Below are 24,474 nucleotides of genomic sequence, written 5' to 3' on the forward strand. Positions count from 1 at the left end.
TTAATTTCCCCCACCAATGACAGGCATGGCCTGTATGTCTTGCCATAAATTTTGATTGATTTGTGCAATAGCATCTTTCGACATGACTTCACTTGGGCTAATGCCTAAGCTTAAACTTTCTGCTTCGATGGCCTTTTGCCAGCCCTCCCGTAACAACTGGACTTTACGTAGACGGATGTCTTGTAATTGAAGCGTGGCTTGCTGAACATCGGTTAAAGCAAACTTTCCTGCCAGAAAACCTTGTAAAGTTTTACTTTGAACTTGAGTCGCCAAAGGAATTTGAGTCTCGTCAACGACTTTGAATTGAAGCTCTAAACCCTGCAACTCGGTTAAGATCGTGCCTATTTGCAGCGCATTTTGCTTTAGATAAAAGTCTTTCTGACGCTCTAATAAGTTCATTTTTTCTTGCGCGATTTTTATGCCATTTTGCTGACGATCGAAAATATTGAGCGGTACACTGACTCCAACCACCAGTTGATTTTGTGTGGAGTTTTCCAAGGATTGGGTGCGGTTAACACCCAGGTTTAAGGTGGGATTAGGACGTGACTTTGCTTTCAGCTGATCAACCGTTGCTTGAGACTCTAACAGCTGTAAAACCCGATATTTCTCAATGTAGTTATCAGCTAAATATTCTTGAACCTGCCCATGAGTCGATTTTGGCCAAAGCTTTTGCGAAGAGAGGTTTACCTTCAATGACTTATCAGAGGTTCCCCATAAATTTGATAATTGTTGGGTTGCCACTTGTACCTGTAAGTCGGCCTGTCTAAAAAGACGGATATTTTCAGCATGACTTAAACGTGCGCGATTCACATCTACTTGGGCAATACTGCCTGCATTAAAGCGCTTTTCGATTGCTTGAAGGTTTTCTTGGCTCACCCGAAGTTGTTCATTGACAATGTTTTTTTCAAGTTCGGCAATGGCCAGTTGCGACCATACATATTTCACTGCAAGCTCAATTTGTGCTTGATAAATCTTCTGTTTCAGCGCTGTTTTATCTATTGAGAGACTGGCTAATTTTTGGTTTGCTCTTCGCTCACCAAAAATATCCAAAGGTTGTGATATACCGATGGCAAGCTCTTTTTCATTATTTGAACCAAAGCCCGTTTGTTCAACTGACAATTCAGGATTTTTAAACAGCTTACTTTGCTGAAGATTCGTGGCATTAATACTATTTTGCGTTTCCCAGAAATTTTGGGACGCTTGATATTGGTTAACCTGCTCAATAGCTTGCTGCAGCGTTAAATCTTGAGTACTGGCGACTACGGAAGTACTGAAGCTGATCATTGCAGATAGCAAGATACCGCTACCTAAGGCTGACCAGGATAAATTCAGGATGGAGGTATCCTGATGTAATTTGTTTTTTGACATGAAAATGCCCCACGCATAATGAAATTAGGAGTGGTGGGCTTTTATAAGACTACCCCACCAATAGTAGGGGCAAATCGGGAGGCGGGGTTAATTGATTCAGATAAGGGGATTTATAAAAAGTTATTCCCAAATAAGTTGGGGTAATGCCGGTCTCAAAATTAGCTTTAAGCTTCAGATCATCGGGTGGGTCAATCTGAATCACGATTGTATTTGAGAAATGACTGCACTTTTCGTTAAAACAAACCTTCTGACAATAGTCATAGATTTCTTTATAGTTTTCTAGGGAATAAAGTGCTTGACTAGGACTATCACTCTTTTCGTCTAAATCGATTGGATTAGAGAGTATTGAATTGGGTATGTTTGGCATTTCATGCAGACAAGCAGCCTCTGCCACACTCCAAATATTCTGGAATGTGAATAAGAGTACCAATATCTGGATTAGAAATGTTTTTCTCTTCATACACAAATCTGTATTTAAAACACCAATAAGAAGCTGTCCAGATCTATCAAAGATCTGATCACAGAATTTGAGTAACCTTAAACTTTTTGCAGCCTTAAGTAAAGATATACAGAGTTTTTGAAAAAAGCATAGGTCTAGATAATCAAGCTAGATTTTTTAGAACTCCACATTGGTCAATTGTACATAAACCATCACAAGTACCTCTTAAATCAGATAATTGTTCAATAAGCTTTTGTTGCTTGATTATATTTTCCCTGATAGCACTGACATGTAAGTCAATTAATTCATTCACATCTGAACAATTTTTCTTGGGATTATCTTTATAGGTGAGTAATTGACGAATTTCATTCAAACTCATATTTAAAGTTCGGCAATTTAAAATAAACTTAATTCGCTCAACATAGCCTACATCGTAAAGGCGGTAATTTCCTTCCGTTCTTTCCGGTTCCGGAATTAAACCTTCCTTTTCATAAAACCTAATTGTTAATACTGAACATGAGGTTTTTTTAGAGAGTTCACCAATTTTTAAATGCATTGAGTTGGTATTTCCAAAAAATCTTGACTCTATAGTAACTATAGGGATTCTAATATTCAAAGTTTATAAATTTTTTTAATGGGTATAATTATGAGTGGTTGTGGATGTAGTAAAGAAACACCATGCAAAGATAAGAAATCTCAACAAGAAAATCATCCATCAATTGCAGAAGCAAACAATTCAAAGAATTGTAATAATACGCTTAGCTGTTGTGGTGAAGAGGAAGAAGAAAAATCTTCATCTCCTTGCTGTAACACTTCAAACAGTTGTGAAGATACCGCTCAATCCTGTTGTGGTTCTGATCCCAAAGAAAATTTAAGCACTGAAGACGTTTTAAAAGATTCGCACTACATGAGTGAATACTTAGTTCCCAAAATGGATTGTTCTGCGGAAGAACAGATGGTTCGTATGGCGCTATCTTCAATTGATGGTGTTCAAAAACTCATCTTTGATTTACCTAACCGGTCTTTAAAGGTTCTACATAATCAAAAAGATGAAAATATAACTACCAAACTTGAAGCTTTGGGTTTTGGTGCAAAGCTTGTGAAGACTGAAACTTATATAAGCAATCAACAGGCTAAGCAAACAAGTACCTATACCATTCCTAAAATGGATTGCTCTGCTGAAGAGCAAATGGTCCGTATGGCTCTTGCAGATATTGAAGCAGTTAAAGGTCTTACTTTTGATCTTCCCAATCGAAAACTGAAAGTCTTCCATAATGAAGGGAGTCAGCAAATTACGGCCAAACTTGAAGGACTGGGTTTTGGGGCGAAACTTGATGAAACACAGCTTTCTTCAGGCGATATACCTAATGAACCTGATCCTGTGAGACAAGCTAAAGTACTTAAACTGTTATTAGGCATTAATGCTCTACTTTTCTTTATAGAATTCATCAGCGGAATTATTGCTGCGTCTACAGGATTGATTGCTGATTCTCTAGATATGTTTGCCGATGCAGCCGTTTATGGTATTGCGCTATATGCCGTCGGAAAAGCTGCGAAATATCAAGTGAAAGCAGCCCATTTCGCAGGTTGGATTCAGTTATTACTTGCTGTCATCGTGATTATTGATGTCATTAGACGATTCATGTTTGGAAGCGAGCCAGAATCAACGCTCATGATTGTTATTGGCCTGCTCGCACTTATAGCTAACGTGACATGCTTATATCTTATTTCTGGTCATCGAGAAGATGGCGCACATATGAAAGCCAGTTGGATTTTCTCGGCGAATGACGTTGTCGTAAATATGGGCGTTATATTTGCCGGTGTACTCGTGGCGTGGACGGGATCAGCTTACCCAGACTTAATCATTGGCATCCTGGTTTCTTTATTCGTGCTTAATGGTGCTCGAAAGATTTTGGCTTTGAAGTAAGAGTATCGAAAATGAATCTATTTCAAGTTAAACAAAATCAGATCGTCAAAATTAGAGATCTCAAAAAAGGTAATCAATACAGTCATACCACTGATCCCGTATTGGAACGGCTCCAACTATTAGGTTTTAGAGAGGGTGAAACTCTACAAGTACTCGCTAAAGGTGTTTTTGGCGGAGATCCTGTTTTAGTTCAAATTGAAACTTCAAGATTCGCATTAAGAAAGAATGAAGCTGAAAGAATTTTTGTAGAGTTAGTATCCAATGAAGATTAAGAACATTGCATTAGTCGGTAATCCAAATTGCGGAAAAACCTCTTTATTTAATACGCTTACTGGTACGCGACAAAAAGTTGCCAACTATGCTGGGGTTACCGTAGAAAGAAAAGAAGGTTCTTTTAAATTACCTTCTGGTGATGCAATACGAGTATTGGACTTACCCGGAACTTACAGTTTAAAACCTAGTAGTTTAGAGATGGTTGTTTCTGGTAAACAACGGTCTAGATCATCAATGAGTACAACTAAGGTTACTCCCATTGCAGATAAAATTTCTGCAAAAGAATCTCTTAAAGCTTGAATCTGTTTTGGAGGAGATTTATCTTTTTGCGGTTTAATATATTTTTTACTTTCTTCCTGTATTTCTTCTGGATTAAGAGCTTCTGGTTTTGATTCATCATCTGTATCAGTGAAAAACTTATAAGCTTTTCCAACAAATCCATTTAGGGGTATTCCTGTATAAACAGAGGCCGCTGTCACAGCAGTCATAGCCATCAATCGAAACCACTTTACCCTTTCAAAAAGTTCACTTACTTTATCTGTTAAGCCTTCCCTCTCAGCAGCTTCTTCTGCAATCTTTGCAGCAACAACATCAATTAATGCTGCTCTAGCATCGTCATATCCTTGATATAACCAAGCATTAAACTCAACAAAAATATACTTAGAAGGGGTTTGAGTAATACCTGATTTCTTTGCGATCAATTCATTTTGGATTAATTTTATCATGGAAGATTTGCCAACCCCCCATGCCCCAGAGACTCCAATTGATATAGGTCTTGACTGAGATTGGTCGACAATTTCTGCTACTGTTTTAGCGACTACTCCAAAATTTAAATAATCTCGTGTTGTTTCATTATCGCTCCACATACTCGATCCCCTCCAAAAATTATAATTTTCTCAATACTATGTGTTTTCTTGTATTTTCCAACATTTATTATGAGAATTTTCATCTCTCACTAAAAGAGAATTTTTGAACACAATAATTTATGACTATTTCTTCCATCGTTATTTTTACAATATTTTCATTTTTTATTGTTTTTTCAATTCATATACATTATTTGAGATGACACAATTTGAGCACCGTGTCTTTCTTACTATATGAAAGTTGTTTAAAAATCTACATTGCCCAAGTTATTTAATTGTTTTCTCAAAGTGTAATTCATCGACCAACCACAATATATAGTTTTTTTCAAGACCCTATACACCATATGATGTGATCTATATAATGCATGTAATGGATCCACTATGTTGGTCCAAAAAAGATACTGAAACTTGTTAGTAAAAGATTCTTCTTACTTAAAGATAGTGTCTTTACTTATTGGCATGAAAAATGTATACATTTTTTCACTATTTTTGTTTCAGATAATCAATTATCTAAATGTAAATAAAGGATTTTTTTCAATGTATACATTTTAAACATCAATAGAATGTCAGTAAGCTTGCATGACCTCCCCTAACCCCTCCTAAAAGGAGGGGGATTCCTCGAAGCAAATGGCGGGATGCAAGTCCCCCTTTGCAAAATGGGGATTTAGGGGGATTCCAAAATTTAGGCAATAAAAAAGCCCTATAGCGTCCGTCAAAACTAACTAAAGGGCTTTTCAATCTCGAAGTGATACCAAAATGGTCACGACGAGGCTGGCATTAGCAAATGCGAGATGAATTGTAGCACTGAATTCTTTCTCGAGCCAGTATGAGTCATTTTGATTTGATATGGAGATAACTCTATGGCTACTAAAAAAGTTTCCCGTGATGCTGGTACTGGTCGCTTTGTTACTGAAAAGTATGCACAAAAGCATCCTAAAACGACAGTGACTGAAACCGTTAAACCTACAAAATCATCTAAAAAATGATTTTGTGAATGTAAATCTTAGTTTCGGCTAGGATTTACATTTTAAATAATTATAGGAAAAGACCATGCTCCATATGACTCACAACTACATGTTAGGACTTGTTGCACTGGTCGTTTCCTTTGTTCTGACTTTTTATGTCCCGATTGGCTATTTCTGGCTCAAGGCACATAAAGCGAGCAAGCAAAATAAGTCGTGAGGATATCTGTCCTATCGAACAAGATTAGAACAGTGATCGGCAAAACTTAATTTTGCTTACACAATTTAAGCGTATAGTAGACATCTTCGTTTGTGAGATGTCAGATAACAGATATAAGCATCGAAGAGAGAATTGATATGTCTATCCTAAGTTGGGACGATTTCGAAGATGATTCACAGAAACCGGCTGCACCTGAACACAAGTCTGCGCCCGTCGAGCCGCAAAAAGCGACTCATACACAAGTGGTATCTGATGCACAACCATCAGCGCCGGATTTGGGTGCTGCACAACCCGCTAGAACCAGTCAAGGTCGAACAAAACATTCAGCCGATTCATTGGCAAGAGCATCTGCTGCCTTAGAAACACTTGATGTTGCGCCAGGCTTGGAAGAGCTTGAAATGGGCGCACAGCGCGTACAAGTTGACGATAAAGCCATGATCAACTGTCGTGCTGACTTGAACCAGCTTGTTCCATTCAAATACGAATGGGCTTGGCAAAAATATCTAGACGGTTGTGCCAACCACTGGATGCCGCAAGAAGTGAACATGAACCATGACATCGCACTTTGGAAGTCTGAAAACGGCTTAACCGAAGATGAGCGAACTATTGTTATGCGTTCACTTGGTTTCTTCTCGACTGCCGATTCATTGGTTGCAAACAATTTGGTATTGGCGATTTACCGTCATATTACCAACCCTGAATGCCGTCAGTACATTTTGCGTCAAGCATTTGAAGAAGCAATTCATACACATGCTTACCAATACTGTATCGAATCTTTGGGTATGGATGAAGGCGAAGTCTTCAACATGTACCGTGAAGTACCGTCAGTAGCGCGTAAAGCGGCTTGGGGCTTGAAATATACCCAATCTTTAAGTGATCCTACTTTCAAAACGGGTACACCTGAAAACGACCAAATCTTGCTTCGCAACTTGATCGCGTTCTACTGTGTACTTGAAGGCATCTTCTTCTACTGTGGTTTCAGCCAAATCCTGTCTATGGGTCGCCGTAACAAGATGAATGGTGTTGCTGAGCAATTCCAGTACATCCTGCGTGATGAATCTATGCACTTGAACTTTGGTATCGACATGATTAACCAAATCAAGAATGAAAACCCGGGTCTTTGGACAGCTGAATTCCAAGAAGAAATCATTCAAATGATTCTTGAAGGTACGATGCTTGAAATTGAATACGCACGTGACACGATGCCACGCGGTGTACTCGGCATGAATGCTGCAATGATGGAAGAATACTTGAAGTTCATTGCAAACCGTCGTTTAGCGCAACTTGGCTTGCCTGAACAATTCGCTGGTGTGAACAACCCATTCCAGTGGATGTCAGAAATGATGGACTTGCGTAAAGAGAAAAACTTCTTTGAAACTCGCGTAACAGACTACCAAACTGGTGGCGCGTTAAGCTGGTAATTTAAAGATGTAAAAATCCCGCTCATGTAGCGGGATTTTTTATCAGAAGATAAAATTCATATAAAAAACAATAGAAATACAGCAACTTAAGAATAAATAATTAGTTTAAATTTCAAACTGTTCTGCTATTATGAAAGTGAATAACAACACTAAATTTACAACTTAATACCCATAAAATCACAGAGGCTAAAATGAAAGGAAGTATTTTGGATTTTTCAATCCAGACCAACACAGGCATTATCAGTGGCGATGACCAAAACCGCTACAATTTTACCGGCGCAGAATGGCGTGGACAACGTCCACCTGCTCGTGGCGATCGGGTGGATTTTGATGTCGATAATGCTGGCAGTGCCATTCAAATCTTTACAGCATTAGGTCACAGCAATCCAGTGCAAAATATTTCCAATCAATTAGACAAACTTTCTGATCAGAATAAAGCTGAAGAACAATTCAACATGATTGATTGGTTTGTAAAATGCCTAAAAAACTATGTCGTATTTGAGGGACGTGCACGCCGTAAAGAATTCTGGTTCTTTTATTTAGCATGCATTATTTTAGGTGTTATTACTCAAATTATAGATGCCGTACTCGATACTGAACCATTATTTAACGGTGTTCTTAACCTCGCATTATTAATACCGACTTTAGCAGCAGGTGCTCGTCGTTTACATGACACAAATCGATCAGGTTGGTGGCAACTTCTTATTCTGACTATTATTGGAATTATCCCACTGATTATCTGGTGGGCTTCAGACACCAAGCGAGAAAACAACCAATGGGGACAACCTGCTAAATAAAGCAGACAAAAAAAAGGGCTTATGCCCTTTTTTTATTTCTTTAATCAACCATACTTACGAGCAAAATCCTCATCCGATGTACACAAATAAATAATGAACTCGATGAAAGCGACCAAAGCAGGAATAAAGGTCCAGCAGAAAATCAGATAAACAATTCCCCAGCCGATTTGCCCCAAATAAAATTTATGAATACCGAAGCCGCCGAGGAAAAAAGCCAAGATTGCTGCAATAATCCTGTTTTTATCGCCCACTTGAGTTGGAAATACTAAAGCTGAACTGAGGATATAAATATCATTGGCCTGACCTGTTCCATCGACGGTAAAATCAACTTTCTGCCCCCGTGCAGGTGGAACTTGCCCACGCCAACTCGCTCCAGAAAACTGATAACGGTTTTGATCATCACCACTGATCACTCCCGAATTGCTCTGAATGGAAAAATCCAATATCTGCCCTTTCATAAATACCCTTAGTTTTATTTATATTCGCTTTTAAATTATAGGTTTAATTATTTAATTTTAAAACAAATATCAACAATCCAATGGATTCGAACAAGACTCAATATGCCAGTACTTATAAACGCTCCTGAACTATTTTATAAGATAGTCCAACTAAACAACTTCATTATAAAAGCACTTCAAACAAAAACCCGGACTTTTCAATCCGGGTTTTTAATGAATAATTTAATCTGAGGCGCTATATATTTATCGCAACTCGATTTGATTGATTTTTTCCAAACCCTGTACAGCAGCAGAAAAATCCAGTTGACGCGCGGATTCTTTTTCAATTAAAGCAAATTGCTCCTGAATCAAATGCATACTTGGAAGATTCAACGATTCCTCCTGAATCAAATCGACTGCAATACCAATATCTTTTTGCAATAGATCTAGCGCAAAGGTTTTATCAAAACTTCGACTGAGTACCCGCTGCGCCATAATATTTTCAGACATGCTGCTTTTACCACTAGAATGATTAATACAGCTCAAAGCCGCCGATAAATCCACACCCTTAGATTTCAATACCGTTAGACCTTCTGCCAAAGCTCACAAATGGGTGGCCATCAAGGTATTATTAATCGCTTTCACCGCAAAGCCAGAACCACTTTCGCCGACATATTCAATGAGACCTGAAAATGCAGCAATGATCGGTTTGGCTTTATCAAAAGCATCTGCATCGCCACCAATCATTACGGTTAAAGTACCTTTTTCAGCGCCGATGGTTTGACCTGAAACCGGTGCATCCAGATATTCAACCCCTATTTTTTTTAAGGCTTGATTTAACTGTTGTGCGGATTGTGGAACACCACTGGTGCAATCAATCCAGATACTGCCTGACTTGGGTGGATGTGTTGCAATCAATTGCTCTACATCCGCACTGGTCGGTAAACATGAAAATATATAATCTGCTTGTACGGCCTTTTCTATATCATCGACAGATTGCGTTTTAAAGCTAATCGAATGATGATCTGCTTTAGACTGAGTTCTGTTCCAGACCCAAACTTCATGTCCAAGTTTAGGAAGATGGGAGGCCATATGCCATCCCATTGTCCCGAGTCCAATAAATGCAATTGTCTGACTCAAAATGAACTCCTATGGATTAGCTACAGGGGTAGCCGAGGTTTCTGTATTTTCACTGCTGGAACTGGTTTTTTCTTCACCACGATTCAAAAATAGGTTCAGCACAATCGCCGCTAGAGTTGCGGTTCCAATACCGCCTAAATCGAAGATCCCAATTTTTAAACTGAAGTTACCTGCACCCATAATCAGGCTGACAGCAGCAATAATTAAAGTGCTGTTTTTAGTGAAATCGACTTTGTTATCAATCCAGATTTTTGCACCGGCTACAGTGATTAAACCAAACACCATGATCGATGCACCGCCCAATAAAGCCACTGGAATGGTACTGATCACGGCACCAAATTTTGGTGAAAGACCGAGTAAAATCGCAAATACTCCGGCAATTACAAACACCGTAGTTGAATAGACTTTAGTGACTGCCATTACGCCAATATTTTCAGCATAAGTGGTCATCCCTGTACCACCGACCGATGCAGACATTGAAGTACATATCCCATCTGCAAAGAATGCACGCCCCATATATGGATCAAGATTTTTGCCAGTCATGCCCGAAACTGCCTTAAAGTGACCCAAGTTTTCTGCCACCAAAATCAGCGCAACCGGTGCAATCAATAAAATGGCATTAGCATTAAAAACAGGGCTATGCAAAGTCGGTAAACCAATCCAGGCTGCTTCAGAAATGACGCTAAAATTAATGGGTGTACCCAAACCCATGACATTGGTCATCAGGAAATAAAAAAAATAGGCAGCAACAATACCGAGTAAAAGCAATAAACGGCGCACCATTCCACGGGTAAACACGGCCACTACGCTAATACAGATAATGGTAACGACCGCCATCCACGTATCGAATGAACTTGCAGACACACTTTTAATGGTCACGGGTGCAAGATTCAACCCGATAATCATCACAATGGCACCCGTAACAATCGGTGGCATCAGCTTTTCAATCCAGCTGGTACCGGTTTTCATGACAATCAAACCAATACCCGCATAAATCAGACCACAAACAATGGTTCCGCCTAGCGCCAAGGCAATATTGGGGTTAGACCCTGCACCGGCATAACCGGTTGCTGCAGCAACTGCACCAATAAAAGCAAAGCTCGATCCCAGATAACTCGGCATGCGGCCGCCGGTAATCAGGAAAAATAAAATGGTCCCAATCCCGGTAATTAAAATGGTTAAGTTCGGATCGAAACCCATCAACAAAGGTGCAAGCACCGTCGCCCCAAACATGGCAAAAGCATGTTGCAAGCCTAAAACTATACTTTTCCCCGCAGGTAAATATTCATCCATTTGGACTGGTGTTGTATCTAAATTGCCTTGGTAAGGCTTAAATTTCGGAAACCACGATTCTTTTTTTTGCATGGGTTTCCCCTCCCCCTAAATTAGGAATATTGGATTAGTTCATGGGTTTCGGCTCACAATAAGCACGGTTGAAATACATCAATGCATTCTTAGCTTCATTTTGTCTCATGGCTTTGACCTGACAAATCAGTATATCGTGACTGCCGACCGACATGATTTGCACTATTTCACAATCAAACGACACCAATGCATCATCTAAAACGGGTGCTTGTGTGATCAGTGTTGACCATTTTCCACGCAAGAATCGTTCCGACATTGGCGTTTTCCCACCAAAAACATTTGATAATTCAGTGTGATGTGCAGCAAGAGTATTTACACATAGTACCTGGTTACATTTAAAGGTTTCAAATACCGATGCCGAACGGTTTAAACACACCAGCAAGGTTGGCGGTGAATCGGTAACACTACATACAGCGGAAGCGGTAAAACCTGCCTGACCCGCTGCACCATCTGTGGTAATCACATTGACGGCTGCACCTAAATTGGACATCCCTTGTCTAAAAGTAGACGGGGCAATTTCTGTATGTGCTTCATTAGCAGTCATTTGGAAATTTTGTGCATGCTGTAGTAAATCTTTTGCAGATTGAACTGTCATGATTTTGCTGTTCATCACCACCTCCATCACTGAAATTCGACTCTTGATCGTTCAAACTGAATTTCAGTTTTGTCCTTTATTGATATATGGTTAGATCTGTTTTTCTTGAAAATTTTCTTCATTTAAACATGGGCAATAGATGCAATTTCAACTAAAGCATCCGGTTTCACCAAGCCGGTTTGTACGCAATAGCGTGCCGGTTTATCGCCCGGGAAATACTCGGCATAGACAGTATTGATCGCAGCATAATCGGCCCAGTCTTTGACAAAGACATGATTAAAGGTCACGTCATCCATGCTGCCGCCTGCTGTTTCAATCACTTTTTTAATGGTTTCCAGAATGTGACGGGTTTGCGCAGCCGCATCCCCGACATGCACGACATTGTTATTTTCGTCAAAAGCCAAAGTACCTGAAACGTACACAATATTGTCCGCTTTGGTTGCAGGTACGTACGGTGCCAATGGTTTTCCTGTTCCTGCGGGTAAAATAATTTCTTTAGGCATGTGTTTTCCCCTATAAAGGCTTAAGCTGATTTTTCTAAGATGTGTGATTTGGAGTGAAATGTTTCGATAAAGTTCTGCGTATCAGATACCCAGCCAAAGAAGGTTTTAATGTTGTACAGACTGGCTGCATGCGCCTCCACCGGTCCTGCCTGATAACAGGCGTCATCCAGTGCTACGCCAAAATATTCCAGGAAAAATCCATCTCTTAAGGTCGACTCGACACAGACATTGGTGGCTATACCAACAAACACCAGATTCCGAATACCTTTGCTACGTAGCATGCTATCTAAAGCCGTATTAAAGAAACCGCTATAACGTGGTTTTTCAATCACGATGTCTTGCACTAAAGGTTTGAGTTCGTCAATCAGTTCAAAGTCCCAGCCGCCTTTAGCGAGTAATTTGCCTTGCAGTTCAGGATGCTTACGCATGGTTTTTAAGGCATTGGATTTATGGAAATTGGGAGAATTAACTCCCCCTGCTTCTACATACTGATCATCCCAGCCATTTTTAAAATAGATCACCTGAATGTTTGATGCATGCGCGGCATCGACTGCTTTTTTGATGTTCTCCACCACCGGTTTAGTTTTTGAAACATCAAAACCCGCCAAGTCTAAATAACCACCTTTAGAGGTATAGGCATTCTGCATGTCGATTACAATCAGTGCAGTTTGCTCGGGCGCAAGCTGAATTGCTTCAGGTTCTGCCTTTAGAACTTTTCCAGTACCTGCTGTCTGGGTAAAACCTGCACAAACTACATTCTCCAAGGATTCATTTGTATTCATGCTGATTTCTCCAAAGTTGAGATTTGAGTTGCATCAGCTTCAATGACAATATGCTCACGACATTTCATTAACGGTTGAATTTTTTGACCGAAATCCTCTACACCCTGAATAAAATCATCGAAAGTTAAAAGAATGCCTTCAGTTCCGTCGATTTCACCAATTTCATCCAGCATTTTTGCAACATTTTCAAAAGAACCGACAATGGTCCCCATGTTGATATTGACTGGAGATACACTGGATGCCATTTGACGAATGTTGGTATCGGCACCAGATTTGGTATCTTTACTACCCTGGTTCATCAACCAGTTAATCGCTTCAACATCTGCCCCATCGTTATAGCTTTGCCATTTTGCAAAAGCTTCTTCATCAGTTTCTGCAGCAATCACCATAAACAGCACATAGGTTTGAACATCGCGTCCGGTTTTATCGGTATGTGCCTTTAAGCGATCATTGATGTCTGCATAAGCCTTCGGAGTATTTAAGCCTTTACCAAAAACAAAGTTGTAATCTGCATATTTGGCCGAGAACTCCAGCCCTGTATCGGATTGTCCTGCGCAGATGATTTTCATGTCTGCTTGTGGTAACGGACTGACCCGACAATCATCCATTTGGAAATGCTCACCTTTAAAGTCCGATTTTCCGGTTGCCCAAAGCTCACGTAAAATTTCGACATATTCAGACAAATAGTCATAACGTTTCGCGAAGTATTCATCGCCCGGCCACATACCCATCTGCTTATATTCAGGAGCTTGCCAGCCAGTCACCACATTCAGACCGAAACGTCCATTTGAAATGGAGTCAATGGTGGATGCCATACGGGCCACAATCGCAGGCGGCATCACCAAAGTTGCCGCAGTGGCATAAATTTTAATTTTACTGGTGACCGCAGCAAGACCTGCCATTAAAGTAAATGTTTCAAGGTTATGATCCCAAAATTCAGTTTTTCCACCAAAACCACGCAACTTGATCATCGAAAGTGCAAAGTCAAATCCATAATATTCTGCACGCTGTACAATTTGCTTGTTCATTTCAAAACTTGGTTTATATTGCGGTGCATTTTCAGACAGCAACCAGCCATTATTTCCGATTGGACAAAAGACGCCTATTTTCATTTTCAATCCCTCTTTTTACCATTTGGTTATAAGTTCGCTTCAATCAATCAACTTGAATTTTTATAAGAAATATTTAGCATATTCTATGCCAATTTTTTTAATCATTATTTATCAAATATTTATAATTTATTTATTTTATCAAATAGTAAAATTAAATTTTAAAGCAGTGCACCGTTATAGTTGTTTTGGCTCCAAAAAAATGCATTATTTGATAAAAAATCACACACTCATTTTTTAGCAATACTGGACTTTTTTAGGTAAAAATCAATAAAAAAACCGTGATCTTAAAATCACGGTTTAGTAAAAAATTTACCGGTTATTGCTATAAATAGGCCTGCTTAATTCGACAGTGAAGCTACTTTTAAAAAATGCTTTTGAAAAAATTGCAGCATGGTTTTATTGAGCACTTCAGGCTCTGTGACTGTGGAAGCATGTGCACCTGAAGCCAAAATGCTCAGTTGTCCATGACCAAGTCGCTGCTTTAAATTACTCGACTTGTGTACAGGAACCAAAAAATCATCCTGATTGGCAATGAAATGTAGCTGGCTGTACTCTAATGCCTGCCTATGCTGATCATTGATTTTAAATTGCTGTGCTGCCTGAATTCGCTTGAGTACATTTTCTGAAGGTGGAAAATCCTCGAGTTGAATATTTTCTAAAGTTGTTAAATGTTGATGATGTGTTGAAATCCATGCCGGTGGATATAGAAATAGTCCCTGTGCTCGGACATACGCTTCGGCACCTGCTGACTTTAATAAATGAAGCCGAGCTTCAAAGCATTTTTGGGTATGCGGATCGATTTCATCCCAGGAATTGATAGAGGTTAAACTCAATAAGCGCATTTCCGATGACATTACTACCGCTAATTCAGCTCCAATAAATCCGCCAATTGCATGTCCCATAAAATGAAAGCACTGAATTTTTTCCCGTTTTAGAATGTCCAGCAACTGTGCTGCCATATCGGTAATTGTATACTGATCTGGCAAAATGGAGGAATCGGCATGACAGCCTTCCTGATCATACGTTAAAACATGAAAATATTGAGTGAATGCTTCAATTTGAGGTTTCCAGAAACTGGCATGTCCGCCCAGACCGGATGACAAAATTATAAAATCTGCTGCTGAATTTTCTTTACAAGGATGAATTTGATAGCTCATTTTTTACCGTTCATTCAAATATTTTGAATAACAACCAGCAAAATTTGTGCCTGAAAATTTTCATAAATTTAGTCTAAGTAGCGATATAACCCATCAAATTCATATTGCCCTTAAATATAGAGATTGAAATATCATAGAAAACCGTAAAGAGTAGCTATTTAAACAATCAATAACAGCATTTACCTTCCTATTCAAATCTATAACAAAATAGATAAATCCTTATAAACTCAAAAACTTAAAATAGATAGAGTGTTAAAAGAAAACAGGATGCTAAAAAAGCATTAAAAAATTCAAATATTATTAATAACCGGAGGCAAATTCATAACTCTCCTTGGTAATACCTGTCCCACCATGGAACAGCCATGGCGATAAAAATAGCATTCATGCCCTATCTATACTTTTCTTGAAAGGTGATGATTCATGGACATAGCAACTGAATATCCACTATTTCAATGTCGTTATCTGCCCCGCTATTTAATCGGGCTGATCTTTATTCCTGCCATATTTATTGTTTTAGCGCAGCACTCACTCAGTACCTTCTCTCGAGTTCAAGATTTCAGTAGCCTGAGTCAGTATTTATTGCATCAATCTATGTCGGGCTGGTTAATGGTCATGTTCATCGTGATGCTGGCATTTATGGCTTTAAACATTAGATTTGTAGTCACCAGTCAAACCATTTCTATACAGAGTTTTGGAATAAAGCTCAGGAATCTGGTGCAGCGCGATAGGCTGTTAAAGACCCAGCTGTACTGCTCTCATCTCTTAAAATATCGTGCCATTAAGCTACCCAAAACACAAATCTTAAGCCAGGAGCAAAAATGGAAAACGAGTAGTATCGGCTTTATTTTAAAACCGGAGTTTCGCAAACAATATAAAATGGCACATATTGATCTGAATATGTTTAATAAAGATAACCGCAGACAGCTGATTAAGGCTTTGGTGCAACACTATTATTTAGACCCTAAAAATTTTTTAGATAGAAAACAACTTGCCAGACTTAAACTACAACACAAACTTCGATAAAAAAGGCGCTCAAAGCGCCTTTTCCATATAGTCCAACTTAAGCGGGAATTCGTAACACTTGACCAGGAAAAATATCATCTGCATCTTTTAACAATGGGCGGTTAGCCTCAAATATTTTGTTATATTGATTGGCATCGCCATAATATTCTTTTGAAATTTTAGACAGACTATCGCCAGATTTAACCGTATAGAATTTACTTTCTGGTGCGGGAGTTGCCACTGTCATCTGATCATCCACTTTCGCGACATGATCGACATTGCCTACGGCCAAAACAATTTTTTCACGGTCTGCCTGACTTTGTACTTGCCCTTTAATGGTCGCCAGATCGCTGTTTCCGTTATAACTTACAGATAGTCCTGTTACAGGCAAGCCTAATGCTTTTATATGTCCCAGAAGCTTGTTTGCGATTTCTTGTGCAGAAAGTTCTGCTGGAGTGGTTGATGTGGCCGGAGCTGGCTGTGGTTCTGCTGGTGCTGTATTTTTTTTACCAATACCTTTTACAAAATCAAAAAGACCCATTTTATTTCTCCATATTGTTATTCAGGCTATTTAAAAAATAGTGCCCTATTTTTATACCTAAAATTTATATAAAAGAAAGGTTGTCTTTGGTGAACCTAACGTAACGATCTGTAATGAAAGTTGTTTAAAACAGTTTTGATTTTTCATTAAAAAAGCCACCTAAAAGGTGGCTTTCATTTTCAGCAAAGCTGAAACAACAATTAACCTAGTTTCTTAGAAACATAGTCAATAGCTGATTGAACAGTTGTGATTTCGTTAGAATCTTCATCAGGGATAGTGATGTCAAAATCATTTTCGAAAGACATAACAAGCTCAACTAAGTCTAAAGAGTCAGCACCTAAGTCATCCATAAAAGATGCTTCGTTTTTAATCTCTTCAGCTTTAAGACCAAGTTGTTCTGCAACCGCTTGTTTGATACGTAGTTCGATATCGCTCACAGGAATTCTCCTCATTGCTTGTGGCGTTTTTAATGCCGTTAGTTTAATTGAATATCTAATTTTTTGAAAGTTTATACATCAGCTAATTAGCTCATGTACAGACCACCATTTACATGTAAAACAGTACCAGTAATGTAACTCGCTTTCTCGCTAGCCAGAAAGCTCACTGCATTTGCGATATCTTGTGGATCCCCTAAACGGTTCAATGCCACTTGTTCACTCATTTTCTTGCGAATTTCTTCACTTAACTGTTCTGTCATTTCTGTTGCAATAAAACCTGGTGCAACAGCATTCACAGTGATTTGGCGACTACCCATTTCTTTTGCAAGGCTACGACCAAACGCTTCTATACCTGCTTTAGCGGCAGAATAGTTGGCTTGTCCCGGATTTGCAAAGTGAGCAACGACAGAACTGATGTTAATAATGCGTCCAAAACGTGCTTTGGTCATGCCTTTTAAAACACGCTTAGATAGACGGTATACGGCTTTCAGATGAATATTCAGGATATCGTCCCAATCATCTTCAGACATACGTAGTAACAAATTATCTTTGGTAATTCCAGCATTGTTCACAAGTGCAAGAACAGGACCATATTTTTGTTCAATCTCTGTAACTAAAGCATCAATGGCAGTCGCATCACGTACATCAAGTACTAGACCTGCGCCATTTTCAGCAAAGTTTGCAGATAATTTTTCTGCGCCTGCTTCGGAAGTTGCCGTACCAACGACAAAATAACCGTCTTGAATGAGTTGCTGAGCGATGGCTGCTCCAATCCCTCTGCTCGCACCTGTTACCAAGGCGACTTTACGTTCTTGTGTCATGCAATTTTCCCTTCAGCCACTAAAATGGCATTTAATGCTTCCTCAAGACGACTGTTACTGTCCAGTGGGAATGCTTTTTCGATTTTTGGTAAACGCTTAGCAAGATTGGCAAGGACATTACCCGGACCACACTCAACCACATACTCCACCCCTTGATCTTGCAGGTATTGCATGGTTTTGGTCCATTGCACAGATTGATACAATTGTGCAGTCAATGCCTGACGAACTCCTGCCACATCAGTTGCGATTTCCGCGTTGACATTTTGTATTACAGGAAGACCTGGTAGCTCAATGGCAGTTTGTTCCAAAGCTGCTGCAAACTTTTCCGCAGCTGGTTTCATCAGTGAACAATGCGATGGAACAGAGACCGGCAATGCAATCGCTTTACCTGATTGTTCTTTTGCTGCAGCCATTACAGCTTCTACAGCTTCTTTATCACCGGCAATAACCACTTGACCTTGTGCATTATAATTTGCGGCTTCTACTGAACCGTTCGCTTGTGCATTGACTTGCTCACAAAGCTCAATCACTTTGGCATCATCAAGACCTAAAATAGCCGCCATTGCACCCTGTCCTTGAGGAACAGCATCTTGCATGAGCTTGCCACGCAAATTCACAAGTTTCACTGCATCGCCAAGGCTCATCGCCCCTGCAGCAACCAATGCGCTGTATTCACCTAATGAGTGACCGGCGAGATATTTTGGTGCAACACCGCCCAATTCCAACCACACACGCCATAACGCGATACTTGCAGTCAGTAATACAGGCTGTGTAAATTCTGTTTGGTTTAACCCTTCACCACTTTGAGCAATGTGCCATAAATCAAAACCAATCGCTTCTGAAGCTTCAGCAAAAGTTTCTTGCACACCACTAAACTGTTCTGCAAGTTCAGCCAACATGCCAACTTTTTGTGAACCTTGACCAGGAAAAACAAATGCAGTTTTTGTCGCTTGAGCTGCTTGATCGAGTCGTTTAGCAGACATATAAAAATCCTTTCATGAGTCTAAGCTCGTTTACGAAGCGAAATTTAACACTTAATTTTTATTTTGGTAATTGCCAAATACAACAAAAATCGGCAACAAAAAAAGGGAGCTTTCGCTCCCATTTTTTCTACTAAGCTTGACGCTTAATACATCACCAATTATTCAGCAGCTGCTTTAGCGAATAATTGACGACCACGGTAGATACCATCTTTAGTCACGTGGTGACGACGGTGAACCTCACCAGATGTTTGGTCTACAGTTAATGCATTCTCGGTTAAAGCGTCATGTGAACGGCGCATGTCACGGCGAGAGCGACTTTTACGGTTTTGCTGAACGGCCATGATGGCTCCTTACAAAGATCGAAAAAATGGATCAGAACAAATTCAGTTGTCTTATACTTTACAGTATAACACAAAAATTAGTTAAGTTTACCCTTCAAACTTGCCAAAACATCAAACGGATTATCCCGTTTTTCTTCGACAATGTCTTCATCGGCGGGTTGATGCTTATGCACACAAACATCATGCTTGGGAGACAACGGCATCAACAATAACAATTCATCTTCTATCAGCGCGAGTAAATCAGCCGACGCAGGTGCATCAAAGCTACCTTTAGTCGTTGCTTCACTTTCACCTAAGACGATGAAATCAGCATCCTCATCCAAGCGCTCTATCAGTGATTCATCATCCACAAGCGCTAAATGAAAGTCTGAAACGAGAGGAATTTCAACGGTATTCAGACAACGTTGACATTCCATTGGAACTTTCGTTTCAACATGACCATCTAACCATACGATACGATGATACGCATCCATTGATAGCTTACAGTCTATGTTAATCAATTGATTATCAATTGATCCAACAGCTTCACGGGAAATGCGAACAAAGCGAGACAATGGCAGGGTACCTGACCATGTAAAGCCCTGTTCAGCCCATTTAAACGGCTCAATCTGTGCCGGAAAGGTATTTGCTGACATAATTAAGGCGGCAATTCTACAAATTCATCGGTACTCTGTCAAAGATTAAGATACAATTTTGTACTTATTTAGACAGATCATTTGGGTAATACAAGTCATGCATCAGTTGCAGCCGCAACCTGAAGTCACCACTTCATTACGGTTAACCACTCATTCAACCTCAAATTCTGCTGTGTATGTAGACCATGTGCAACTCTCACCTTGGGCTAATTTGCAAACAGAAGTTCAACAAGTAGATTGGCTTATACTACACTTTAATCACTGGTTTTCCCACCTAAATGTGACGCTTGTTCGTGGTGATTTTGAACCTGAATATTTTCCAGCGACTCAAGATAGCCCTGCCCGCATCCAGTTTGCGCATGGTTTCTTTAATAGCGCGTTGCATGAGATCAGCCACTGGAGCATTGCTGGCGACAAAAGACGCTTATTGGCAGATTTAGGTTACTGGTATGCACCGGATGGTCGAACTGCTGAGCAACAGGCATTATTTGAACAGGTTGAAATTAAACCGCAAGCCATTGAATGGTTATTCTCTAAAGCATTTGCTCGAAAATTCCGCGTATCTTTGGATAACTTAACGGGCGATGGCGGTGATGGTGCAACTTTTAAAGACAATGTTTATGCTCAAGTTCAGCAATATTTTAATGGCGAAGCCAAACTTCCTCGCGATGCAGCACACTTTATTCAGTGTATCTGTGCCTGCACGCGAAGTGGCAAAACATTACAAAGTGATGAGTTTCAACGTGAAATGTTAGACTGAATTACACAAACTCATCAAAGCCTGATTGCAAGACTTTGTAAACTCAACAGATAATATCTAAAAATAAATCGGGAGAGAATAAATATGCTTCATTTAAGAATACATCCTGATAATCCTCAACCGCGTTTGATCAGTCAGGCGGTAGAGCGTATTCGTGCCGGTGATGTGGTGGTCTACCCGACCGATGCTGCGTATGCAATTGGTTGCCAAATCGGAAATAAAAATGCCATGGAGCGTATTTCACAAATCCGTGGCCTAGGGCCCAAGCACCAATATGCGATTCTCTGTTCCGATTTATCTGATATTGCTACTTATGCCAAAGTAGATAATGCCATGTATCGGCTGCTTAAAAATAATACTCCCTCAGTGACCACCTTCATTTTACCTGCGACCAGCGAAGTGCCTAAACGCTTGATGCATCCTAAAAAGAAAACCATTGGACTGCGTATTCCGAGTAACCCGATTTGTCGAATGCTCCTAAAGGAATTGGGTGAACCCCTTTTAACCAGTACGCTGATTCTCCCCAATCATACAGAGCCTTTAGATGATCCTTATGATATTGAAATGGAGTTGGAAAAACGCATTGATGTGTTTATTGATGGAGGTCTAGGGATTTTAAACACCACCAGTATTGTGGATTTATCCGGTGAGCATCCGGAAGTGATTCGTCGTGGTGTTGGAGATGTAAGCGCTTTTGAATAAGCGCTTTTTTAAACTTCCATGAAAAAAAATAAATAAAGATATTGAGAAAGATGAAATGGACTTATTTCATGTATTACTCAATATCGATCAGTTCTCCGAAGATAAAACCATCTATGTCGAGCACCCTTGGACACTGGAATCTGAAGCCCAAGTCATCTATATAAAGGATAAGGCTACCTCCACTATTCACATTGAAAATAAAGTGTATGCGTATTTCCTCGATATTTATTTAGTCGATGAATTATGGGCTCAGTTTGAAAGCCAAAATTTATGTTTGCGCACGGTCTGTCAGCATATCGTAGAATTTGCGCTTGATCAGCGCACATAAAAAATTGCATAACTTTTAAATTTGGCTATTTAACATTTAATCTTTCCAGCAACCCTCATCATCTAGAAAAAGTAGATAAGTGCTGAACAATACTGTGCATTTAGAATCAATTTTAGCTGTTAACAGTTAACGCGATGATATCTTTTAATTTCTTTTTCTGCTTACCATCAATATCAAAATTATCTGCTTTTAGCCAAGCCAGATATGCCTTTTCTAATTCAGGCCATTCCTCATCTAAAATTGAAAACCATGCGGTATTGCGGTTTCGACCTTTAGCTATACGATGTTGACGAAAGGTTCCTTCATACTGAAATCCAAAACGTAAAGCTGCACGTTTTGAAGGTTGATTCAATTCATCACATTTCCATTCCACACGACGGAAACCTTGCTCAAAACACGCTTTCAATAATAAATAAATCACTTCAGTTGATGCTGTAGACTGCTTTATTTTATGAGAAAAATAAACATTTCCAATTTCTATGACATGATCCGCAGGACATTGATTAATTAAGCCCACCCACCCCACCATAATCTGGTTCACTTCAATTAAATAATGCGTTGTTCCCTTAAAACCAAAATGATTCTTTAAAGCACTTCGTAATTCATCTTCAGTTTCAAAACCGGAATAAGGTAAATAGGTCCAACAACTGCGATCTACTTCGGTTTTTACACAGTGCCAAATTTGCTTAAAATGCTCCTCACTCAGTGTGGTTACAGACAAATCATGTAATGTGACCCTGTTTCCATATAGATTTTCTGCCAAAAGATGCACGGCCAAGGGATTAGATACTGGCATTCCGATGATTTGACCATATTCATTTTCTTGTACTTTCTGATAATTTTTCATCGCTGATCACAACGTGTTTTCTTGATTTTATATTGCGCAAAAAATCTCCTTTTCGCCAGTAAAAAATATATATCTAACAATGACATCATGTACGTTGTTTTCAGTTAGATAAAAATTCCCTATTTATTTTAGGTTTTTTTGTCATTTGTTAGCTTTTGTAATTTATTTGGAGTCCATTTTCCTTTAGACTACGCAGATTAATTATGTGCTTTTTCTCATCACCCAGCACCTATACTGACCGCTGATCTGAAATAGCATCTTCATGCCTTTGAAAATTCGCGTGGCCTATAACTGTAATGAATCAACCGATCCATAATCCTATGGAGCAAGCTTCACCCATCCGCGTTATGGATGAGTGGCAAGAATCAATTCCAGAGGATTTGTATATTCCTCCTGCTGCATTTGAAATTCTTTTAGAGCATTTCGAAGGACCACTCGACTTCCTGATTTACCTGATTCAAAAAAGCGGTTTTGACTTATTACAACTTGATATTGCCCCGATTGCAGCCCAGTATTTATCGTATATGGATGCAATGAAGTCACTCAATATTGAATTAACAGCAGATTATATGGTGATGGCGGCTTTATTGGCCGATCTCAAATCACGTTTACTACTACCAAAAGCAAGTACATCCATTGTTATTGAAAAAGATCCAAAACAACAACTGATTGACCGTCTAGAAACTTATTTACGTGTAAAACAGGCAGCTGAACGTTTGGGTCAAATGCCAGTTCTAGAACGCGATACCTTCCCAACAAATGTAAGTTTGGGTCATATTGCACAAAATAACGAAGGCTATGATATTGCTCTTTTACGTGATGCCTTATTTTGCGTGTTCAATCGACCAGAACCGGTTACCCATCAAATTCAACAAGAACCCGTACTGCTAGAAGAACGCATTGCTTTTATTGAAAGCCGCTTACAGTCAGGTGAAATCCTGCATTTCGAGGCCTTGCTGAAACCGAGTCAAGGACGTATGGGTATGGTGGTCACCTTTATGGCCATTTTAGAACTTACACGCCAACAAAAAGTGAATATTATTGCGACAGGTATTGAAGCGCCACTGGCGATTCAAGGAGTACAAGCATGATAAATGATCAAGCGACACCCCTATCTGTTGCTGATAACCAACATGAAGTTTTGATGCAACTGGAAGCGATTATTTTTGCCAGTGAAGCAGCTGTTTCACTTGCACGTTTAAAAGAAGCGTTCCAAAATCAATATACCAAACCAGAATTGCGTCAATTCTTACAACAGCTTGCCATGCTACAACATGGCAGATCGATCGAACTGGTGGAAACCGCACAAGGTTTCCGTTTTCAGGTTCGTGCTAAATATCGCAATATCATTACTCAGGTTTGGCCAGAGCGACCAACTCGCTTATCCCCAACCCTGCTCGAAACCATTGCTGTGATTGCTTACCATCAACCAGTAACGCGAGCAGATATTGAACAGATTCGTGGGGTTTCAAACAATAGTCAAATACTCAGATCTTTGTTTGACTGGAACTGGATTAAAGAGTCCGGATTCAGAGAACTCCCTGGAAGACCCGCGTTGTTAGTTACAACGCCACAATTTTTAAATGCATTTGGCCTGTCTTCACTGGGTCAATTGCCTCCCCTGCAGGATGCCAAGGAAGCTTTTATGGTCCTCGATGCTCACGCACCGAAGTCATAGATAGGTGAACTGTTGATGATAATTTCTAAGGTTATGCT

30 protein-coding genes and 2 pseudogenes are annotated in these 24,474 nt (G+C 39.6%); 13 read left to right on the forward strand and 19 right to left on the reverse strand.

Going from position 1 to position 24,474, the window contains the following annotated elements; translation table 11 throughout:
* The 3 genes from HLH18_RS03400 to cadR all read right to left on the reverse strand — a co-directional run bounded on the left by HLH18_RS03400 (position 1) and on the right by cadR (position 2,363).
* Positions 1-1,368 carry a TolC family protein gene (locus tag HLH18_RS03400; protein ID WP_171545786.1) on the reverse strand — a complete coding sequence of 456 codons (1,368 nt, stop codon included), beginning with the start codon at positions 1,366-1,368 and terminating at the stop codon, positions 1-3.
* 49 nt (positions 1,369-1,417) lie between these two features.
* Positions 1,418-1,828: a hypothetical protein gene (locus HLH18_RS03405; RefSeq protein WP_159516819.1), complete on the reverse strand. Its 411-nt coding sequence runs from the start codon at positions 1,826-1,828 to the stop codon at positions 1,418-1,420.
* Positions 1,829-1,970: 142 nt separating this feature from the next.
* Positions 1,971-2,363, reverse strand: a complete 393-nt coding sequence (gene cadR, locus HLH18_RS03410) for a Cd(II)/Pb(II)-responsive transcriptional regulator (RefSeq protein WP_004992253.1) — start codon at positions 2,361-2,363, stop codon at positions 1,971-1,973.
* Between the two features lie 90 nt (positions 2,364-2,453).
* On the opposite strand from cadR, the gene HLH18_RS03415 reads away from it, so the two are divergent.
* From HLH18_RS03415 to HLH18_RS03425, 3 genes and pseudogenes are all read left to right on the forward strand, one after another.
* Positions 2,454-3,734, forward strand: a complete 1,281-nt coding sequence (locus HLH18_RS03415) for a cation efflux transmembrane domain-containing protein (protein WP_171545787.1) — start codon at positions 2,454-2,456, stop codon at positions 3,732-3,734.
* Between the two features lie 11 nt (positions 3,735-3,745).
* Entirely contained in the window at positions 3,746-4,006 is a 261-nt protein-coding gene (locus HLH18_RS03420) for a FeoA family protein (protein ID WP_004665962.1), read from the forward strand.
* A pseudogene (locus HLH18_RS03425) lies at positions 3,996-4,217 on the forward strand (FeoB small GTPase domain-containing protein); the annotation flags it as partial. The gene HLH18_RS03420 and the pseudogene HLH18_RS03425, both read left to right, overlap by 11 nt.
* Here HLH18_RS03425 and HLH18_RS03430 read toward each other — a convergent pair.
* Positions 4,178-4,873, reverse strand: a complete 696-nt coding sequence (locus HLH18_RS03430; RefSeq protein ID WP_171545788.1) for a KAP family P-loop NTPase fold protein — start codon at positions 4,871-4,873, stop codon at positions 4,178-4,180. The pseudogene HLH18_RS03425 and the gene HLH18_RS03430 sit on opposite strands and share 40 nt — an antisense overlap.
* A gap of 857 nt (positions 4,874-5,730) precedes the next feature.
* Between HLH18_RS03430 and HLH18_RS16195 the strand changes: the two genes are divergently transcribed.
* From HLH18_RS16195 to HLH18_RS03440, 4 genes are all read left to right on the forward strand, one after another.
* Entirely contained in the window at positions 5,731-5,856 is a 126-nt protein-coding gene (locus HLH18_RS16195; RefSeq protein ID WP_284702734.1) for a hypothetical protein, read from the forward strand.
* A 64-nt stretch (positions 5,857-5,920) separates the two neighbouring features.
* On the forward strand, positions 5,921-6,052 hold the full coding sequence (locus HLH18_RS16200) for a hypothetical protein (protein ID WP_284729605.1): 132 nt from the start codon (positions 5,921-5,923) through the stop codon (positions 6,050-6,052).
* 137 nt (positions 6,053-6,189) lie between these two features.
* Entirely contained in the window at positions 6,190-7,473 is a 1,284-nt protein-coding gene (locus HLH18_RS03435; protein WP_131289399.1) for a ribonucleotide-diphosphate reductase subunit beta, read from the forward strand.
* 191 nt (positions 7,474-7,664) lie between these two features.
* Positions 7,665-8,270, forward strand: a complete 606-nt coding sequence (locus HLH18_RS03440; RefSeq protein ID WP_131289401.1) for a DUF805 domain-containing protein — start codon at positions 7,665-7,667, stop codon at positions 8,268-8,270.
* Positions 8,271-8,314: 44 nt separating this feature from the next.
* Here HLH18_RS03440 and HLH18_RS03445 read toward each other — a convergent pair whose 3' ends face one another.
* The 8 genes and pseudogenes from HLH18_RS03445 to rutD all read right to left on the reverse strand — a co-directional run bounded on the left by HLH18_RS03445 (position 8,315) and on the right by rutD (position 15,361).
* A complete protein-coding gene (locus HLH18_RS03445) occupies positions 8,315-8,728 on the reverse strand; it encodes a TM2 domain-containing protein (RefSeq protein WP_131289402.1) in 414 nt (137 codons plus the stop codon).
* Positions 8,729-8,971: 243 nt separating this feature from the next.
* Positions 8,972-9,847 (reverse strand): annotated as a pseudogene (locus HLH18_RS03450) (NAD(P)-dependent oxidoreductase).
* A gap of 9 nt (positions 9,848-9,856) precedes the next feature.
* Positions 9,857-11,212 (reverse strand): pyrimidine utilization transport protein G, encoded by a 1,356-nt coding sequence (rutG, locus tag HLH18_RS03455; protein ID WP_131289404.1) that lies wholly within the window; start codon positions 11,210-11,212, stop codon positions 9,857-9,859.
* Between the two features lie 34 nt (positions 11,213-11,246).
* Complete coding sequence (gene rutF, locus HLH18_RS03460) at positions 11,247-11,756, reverse strand: NADH-dependent FMN reductase RutF (protein ID WP_502699804.1); 510 nt, start codon at positions 11,754-11,756, stop codon at positions 11,247-11,249.
* A gap of 173 nt (positions 11,757-11,929) precedes the next feature.
* A complete protein-coding gene (rutC, locus tag HLH18_RS03465; RefSeq protein WP_131289406.1) occupies positions 11,930-12,310 on the reverse strand; it encodes a pyrimidine utilization protein C in 381 nt (126 codons plus the stop codon).
* Between the two features lie 20 nt (positions 12,311-12,330).
* The gene (gene rutB, locus HLH18_RS03470) at positions 12,331-13,092 is read right to left on the reverse strand and encodes a pyrimidine utilization protein B (RefSeq protein WP_131289408.1); all 762 of its coding nucleotides are present in this window, start codon (positions 13,090-13,092) and stop codon (positions 12,331-12,333) included.
* On the reverse strand, positions 13,089-14,204 hold the full coding sequence (rutA, locus tag HLH18_RS03475; protein ID WP_131289410.1) for a pyrimidine utilization protein A: 1,116 nt from the start codon (positions 14,202-14,204) through the stop codon (positions 13,089-13,091). Before rutA ends, rutB begins: the two co-directional genes overlap by 4 nt.
* A gap of 338 nt (positions 14,205-14,542) precedes the next feature.
* Positions 14,543-15,361 carry a pyrimidine utilization protein D gene (rutD, locus tag HLH18_RS03480; protein ID WP_131289412.1) on the reverse strand — a complete coding sequence of 273 codons (819 nt, stop codon included), beginning with the start codon at positions 15,359-15,361 and terminating at the stop codon, positions 14,543-14,545.
* A gap of 420 nt (positions 15,362-15,781) precedes the next feature.
* On the opposite strand from rutD, the gene HLH18_RS03485 reads away from it, so the two are divergent.
* Complete coding sequence (locus HLH18_RS03485) at positions 15,782-16,384, forward strand: hypothetical protein (protein WP_131289414.1); 603 nt, start codon at positions 15,782-15,784, stop codon at positions 16,382-16,384.
* 37 nt (positions 16,385-16,421) lie between these two features.
* On the opposite strand, the gene lysM is transcribed toward HLH18_RS03485, so the two are convergent.
* The 6 genes from lysM to HLH18_RS03515 form a co-directional block, all read right to left on the reverse strand.
* Positions 16,422-16,904, reverse strand: a complete 483-nt coding sequence (gene lysM, locus HLH18_RS03490) for a peptidoglycan-binding protein LysM (protein WP_131289416.1) — start codon at positions 16,902-16,904, stop codon at positions 16,422-16,424.
* A gap of 200 nt (positions 16,905-17,104) precedes the next feature.
* Entirely contained in the window at positions 17,105-17,341 is a 237-nt protein-coding gene (acpP, locus tag HLH18_RS03495; protein ID WP_004651013.1) for an acyl carrier protein, read from the reverse strand.
* 86 nt (positions 17,342-17,427) lie between these two features.
* Complete coding sequence (fabG, locus tag HLH18_RS03500) at positions 17,428-18,162, reverse strand: 3-oxoacyl-ACP reductase FabG (protein WP_131289418.1); 735 nt, start codon at positions 18,160-18,162, stop codon at positions 17,428-17,430.
* Positions 18,159-19,145, reverse strand: a complete 987-nt coding sequence (gene fabD / locus HLH18_RS03505) for an ACP S-malonyltransferase (protein ID WP_131289420.1) — start codon at positions 19,143-19,145, stop codon at positions 18,159-18,161. The genes fabG and fabD overlap by 4 nt, the downstream gene beginning before the upstream one ends.
* Positions 19,146-19,303: 158 nt before the next feature.
* Complete coding sequence (rpmF, locus tag HLH18_RS03510) at positions 19,304-19,486, reverse strand: 50S ribosomal protein L32 (RefSeq protein WP_131289422.1); 183 nt, start codon at positions 19,484-19,486, stop codon at positions 19,304-19,306.
* Positions 19,487-19,563: 77 nt separating this feature from the next.
* On the reverse strand, positions 19,564-20,121 hold the full coding sequence (locus HLH18_RS03515; RefSeq protein WP_131289424.1) for a YceD family protein: 558 nt from the start codon (positions 20,119-20,121) through the stop codon (positions 19,564-19,566).
* A 97-nt stretch (positions 20,122-20,218) separates the two neighbouring features.
* Between HLH18_RS03515 and HLH18_RS03520 the strand changes: the two genes are divergently transcribed.
* The 3 genes from HLH18_RS03520 to HLH18_RS03530 all read left to right on the forward strand — a co-directional run bounded on the left by HLH18_RS03520 (position 20,219) and on the right by HLH18_RS03530 (position 21,911).
* Positions 20,219-20,881: an elongation factor P hydroxylase gene (locus HLH18_RS03520; protein WP_131289426.1), complete on the forward strand. Its 663-nt coding sequence runs from the start codon at positions 20,219-20,221 to the stop codon at positions 20,879-20,881.
* Positions 20,882-20,965: 84 nt separating this feature from the next.
* A complete protein-coding gene (locus HLH18_RS03525; protein WP_131289428.1) occupies positions 20,966-21,583 on the forward strand; it encodes an L-threonylcarbamoyladenylate synthase in 618 nt (205 codons plus the stop codon).
* A 55-nt stretch (positions 21,584-21,638) separates the two neighbouring features.
* Positions 21,639-21,911, forward strand: coding sequence for a hypothetical protein (locus HLH18_RS03530; protein WP_131289430.1), 273 nt, complete (start codon positions 21,639-21,641; stop codon positions 21,909-21,911).
* Between the two features lie 112 nt (positions 21,912-22,023).
* Here HLH18_RS03530 and HLH18_RS03535 read toward each other — a convergent pair whose 3' ends face one another.
* Positions 22,024-22,758 (reverse strand): GNAT family N-acetyltransferase, encoded by a 735-nt coding sequence (locus HLH18_RS03535; protein WP_131289432.1) that lies wholly within the window; start codon positions 22,756-22,758, stop codon positions 22,024-22,026.
* A gap of 296 nt (positions 22,759-23,054) precedes the next feature.
* On the opposite strand from HLH18_RS03535, the gene HLH18_RS03540 reads away from it, so the two are divergent.
* Complete coding sequence (locus HLH18_RS03540) at positions 23,055-23,849, forward strand: segregation and condensation protein A (RefSeq protein ID WP_131289434.1); 795 nt, start codon at positions 23,055-23,057, stop codon at positions 23,847-23,849.
* Entirely contained in the window at positions 23,846-24,436 is a 591-nt protein-coding gene (gene scpB / locus HLH18_RS03545; RefSeq protein WP_171529857.1) for an SMC-Scp complex subunit ScpB, read from the forward strand. The genes HLH18_RS03540 and scpB overlap by 4 nt, the downstream gene beginning before the upstream one ends.
* The last annotated feature ends 38 nt before the right edge of the window (positions 24,437-24,474 follow it).

The organism is Acinetobacter sp. ANC 5414 (assembly GCF_013004295.1).
GTDB lineage: Bacteria > Pseudomonadota > Gammaproteobacteria > Pseudomonadales > Moraxellaceae > Acinetobacter.

What these genes read in the sequence shown, in the direction of transcription:
- HLH18_RS03420 (WP_004665962.1), top strand. Translation starts at nt 3,746, where the DNA reads ATGAATCTATTTCAAGTTAAACAAAATCAGATCGTCAAAATTAGAGAT.
- rpmF (WP_131289422.1), bottom strand. Translation starts at nt 19,486, where the DNA reads ATGGCCGTTCAGCAAAACCGTAAAAGTCGCTCTCGCCGTGACATGCGC.
- HLH18_RS03445 (WP_131289402.1), bottom strand. Translation starts at nt 8,728, where the DNA reads ATGAAAGGGCAGATATTGGATTTTTCCATTCAGAGCAATTCGGGAGTG.
- rutF (WP_502699804.1), bottom strand. Translation starts at nt 11,756, where the DNA reads ATGACTGCTAATGAAGCACATACAGAAATTGCCCCGTCTACTTTTAGA.
- HLH18_RS03485 (WP_131289414.1), top strand. Translation starts at nt 15,782, where the DNA reads ATGGACATAGCAACTGAATATCCACTATTTCAATGTCGTTATCTGCCC.
- rutA (WP_131289410.1), bottom strand. Translation starts at nt 14,204, where the DNA reads ATGAAAATAGGCGTCTTTTGTCCAATCGGAAATAATGGCTGGTTGCTG.
- fabD (WP_131289420.1), bottom strand. Translation starts at nt 19,145, where the DNA reads ATGTCTGCTAAACGACTCGATCAAGCAGCTCAAGCGACAAAAACTGCA.
- HLH18_RS03535 (WP_131289432.1), bottom strand. Translation starts at nt 22,758, where the DNA reads ATGAAAAATTATCAGAAAGTACAAGAAAATGAATATGGTCAAATCATC.
- fabG (WP_131289418.1), bottom strand. Translation starts at nt 18,162, where the DNA reads ATGACACAAGAACGTAAAGTCGCCTTGGTAACAGGTGCGAGCAGAGGG.
- HLH18_RS03515 (WP_131289424.1), bottom strand. Translation starts at nt 20,121, where the DNA reads ATGTCAGCAAATACCTTTCCGGCACAGATTGAGCCGTTTAAATGGGCT.
- cadR (WP_004992253.1), bottom strand. Translation starts at nt 2,363, where the DNA reads ATGCATTTAAAAATTGGTGAACTCTCTAAAAAAACCTCATGTTCAGTA.
- HLH18_RS03435 (WP_131289399.1), top strand. Translation starts at nt 6,190, where the DNA reads ATGTCTATCCTAAGTTGGGACGATTTCGAAGATGATTCACAGAAACCG.
- HLH18_RS03405 (WP_159516819.1), bottom strand. Translation starts at nt 1,828, where the DNA reads ATGAAGAGAAAAACATTTCTAATCCAGATATTGGTACTCTTATTCACA.
- HLH18_RS03525 (WP_131289428.1), top strand. Translation starts at nt 20,966, where the DNA reads ATGCTTCATTTAAGAATACATCCTGATAATCCTCAACCGCGTTTGATC.
- scpB (WP_171529857.1), top strand. Translation starts at nt 23,846, where the DNA reads ATGATAAATGATCAAGCGACACCCCTATCTGTTGCTGATAACCAACAT.
- HLH18_RS03400 (WP_171545786.1), bottom strand. Translation starts at nt 1,368, where the DNA reads ATGTCAAAAAACAAATTACATCAGGATACCTCCATCCTGAATTTATCC.
- lysM (WP_131289416.1), bottom strand. Translation starts at nt 16,904, where the DNA reads ATGGGTCTTTTTGATTTTGTAAAAGGTATTGGTAAAAAAAATACAGCA.
- HLH18_RS03530 (WP_131289430.1), top strand. Translation starts at nt 21,639, where the DNA reads ATGGACTTATTTCATGTATTACTCAATATCGATCAGTTCTCCGAAGAT.
- HLH18_RS03520 (WP_131289426.1), top strand. Translation starts at nt 20,219, where the DNA reads ATGCATCAGTTGCAGCCGCAACCTGAAGTCACCACTTCATTACGGTTA.
- rutB (WP_131289408.1), bottom strand. Translation starts at nt 13,092, where the DNA reads ATGAATACAAATGAATCCTTGGAGAATGTAGTTTGTGCAGGTTTTACC.
- HLH18_RS16200 (WP_284729605.1), top strand. Translation starts at nt 5,921, where the DNA reads ATGCTCCATATGACTCACAACTACATGTTAGGACTTGTTGCACTGGTC.
- HLH18_RS03415 (WP_171545787.1), top strand. Translation starts at nt 2,454, where the DNA reads ATGAGTGGTTGTGGATGTAGTAAAGAAACACCATGCAAAGATAAGAAA.
- rutG (WP_131289404.1), bottom strand. Translation starts at nt 11,212, where the DNA reads ATGCAAAAAAAAGAATCGTGGTTTCCGAAATTTAAGCCTTACCAAGGC.
- HLH18_RS03440 (WP_131289401.1), top strand. Translation starts at nt 7,665, where the DNA reads ATGAAAGGAAGTATTTTGGATTTTTCAATCCAGACCAACACAGGCATT.
- HLH18_RS03430 (WP_171545788.1), bottom strand. Translation starts at nt 4,873, where the DNA reads ATGTGGAGCGATAATGAAACAACACGAGATTATTTAAATTTTGGAGTA.
- rutC (WP_131289406.1), bottom strand. Translation starts at nt 12,310, where the DNA reads ATGCCTAAAGAAATTATTTTACCCGCAGGAACAGGAAAACCATTGGCA.
- rutD (WP_131289412.1), bottom strand. Translation starts at nt 15,361, where the DNA reads ATGAGCTATCAAATTCATCCTTGTAAAGAAAATTCAGCAGCAGATTTT.
- HLH18_RS16195 (WP_284702734.1), top strand. Translation starts at nt 5,731, where the DNA reads ATGGCTACTAAAAAAGTTTCCCGTGATGCTGGTACTGGTCGCTTTGTT.
- HLH18_RS03540 (WP_131289434.1), top strand. Translation starts at nt 23,055, where the DNA reads ATGAATCAACCGATCCATAATCCTATGGAGCAAGCTTCACCCATCCGC.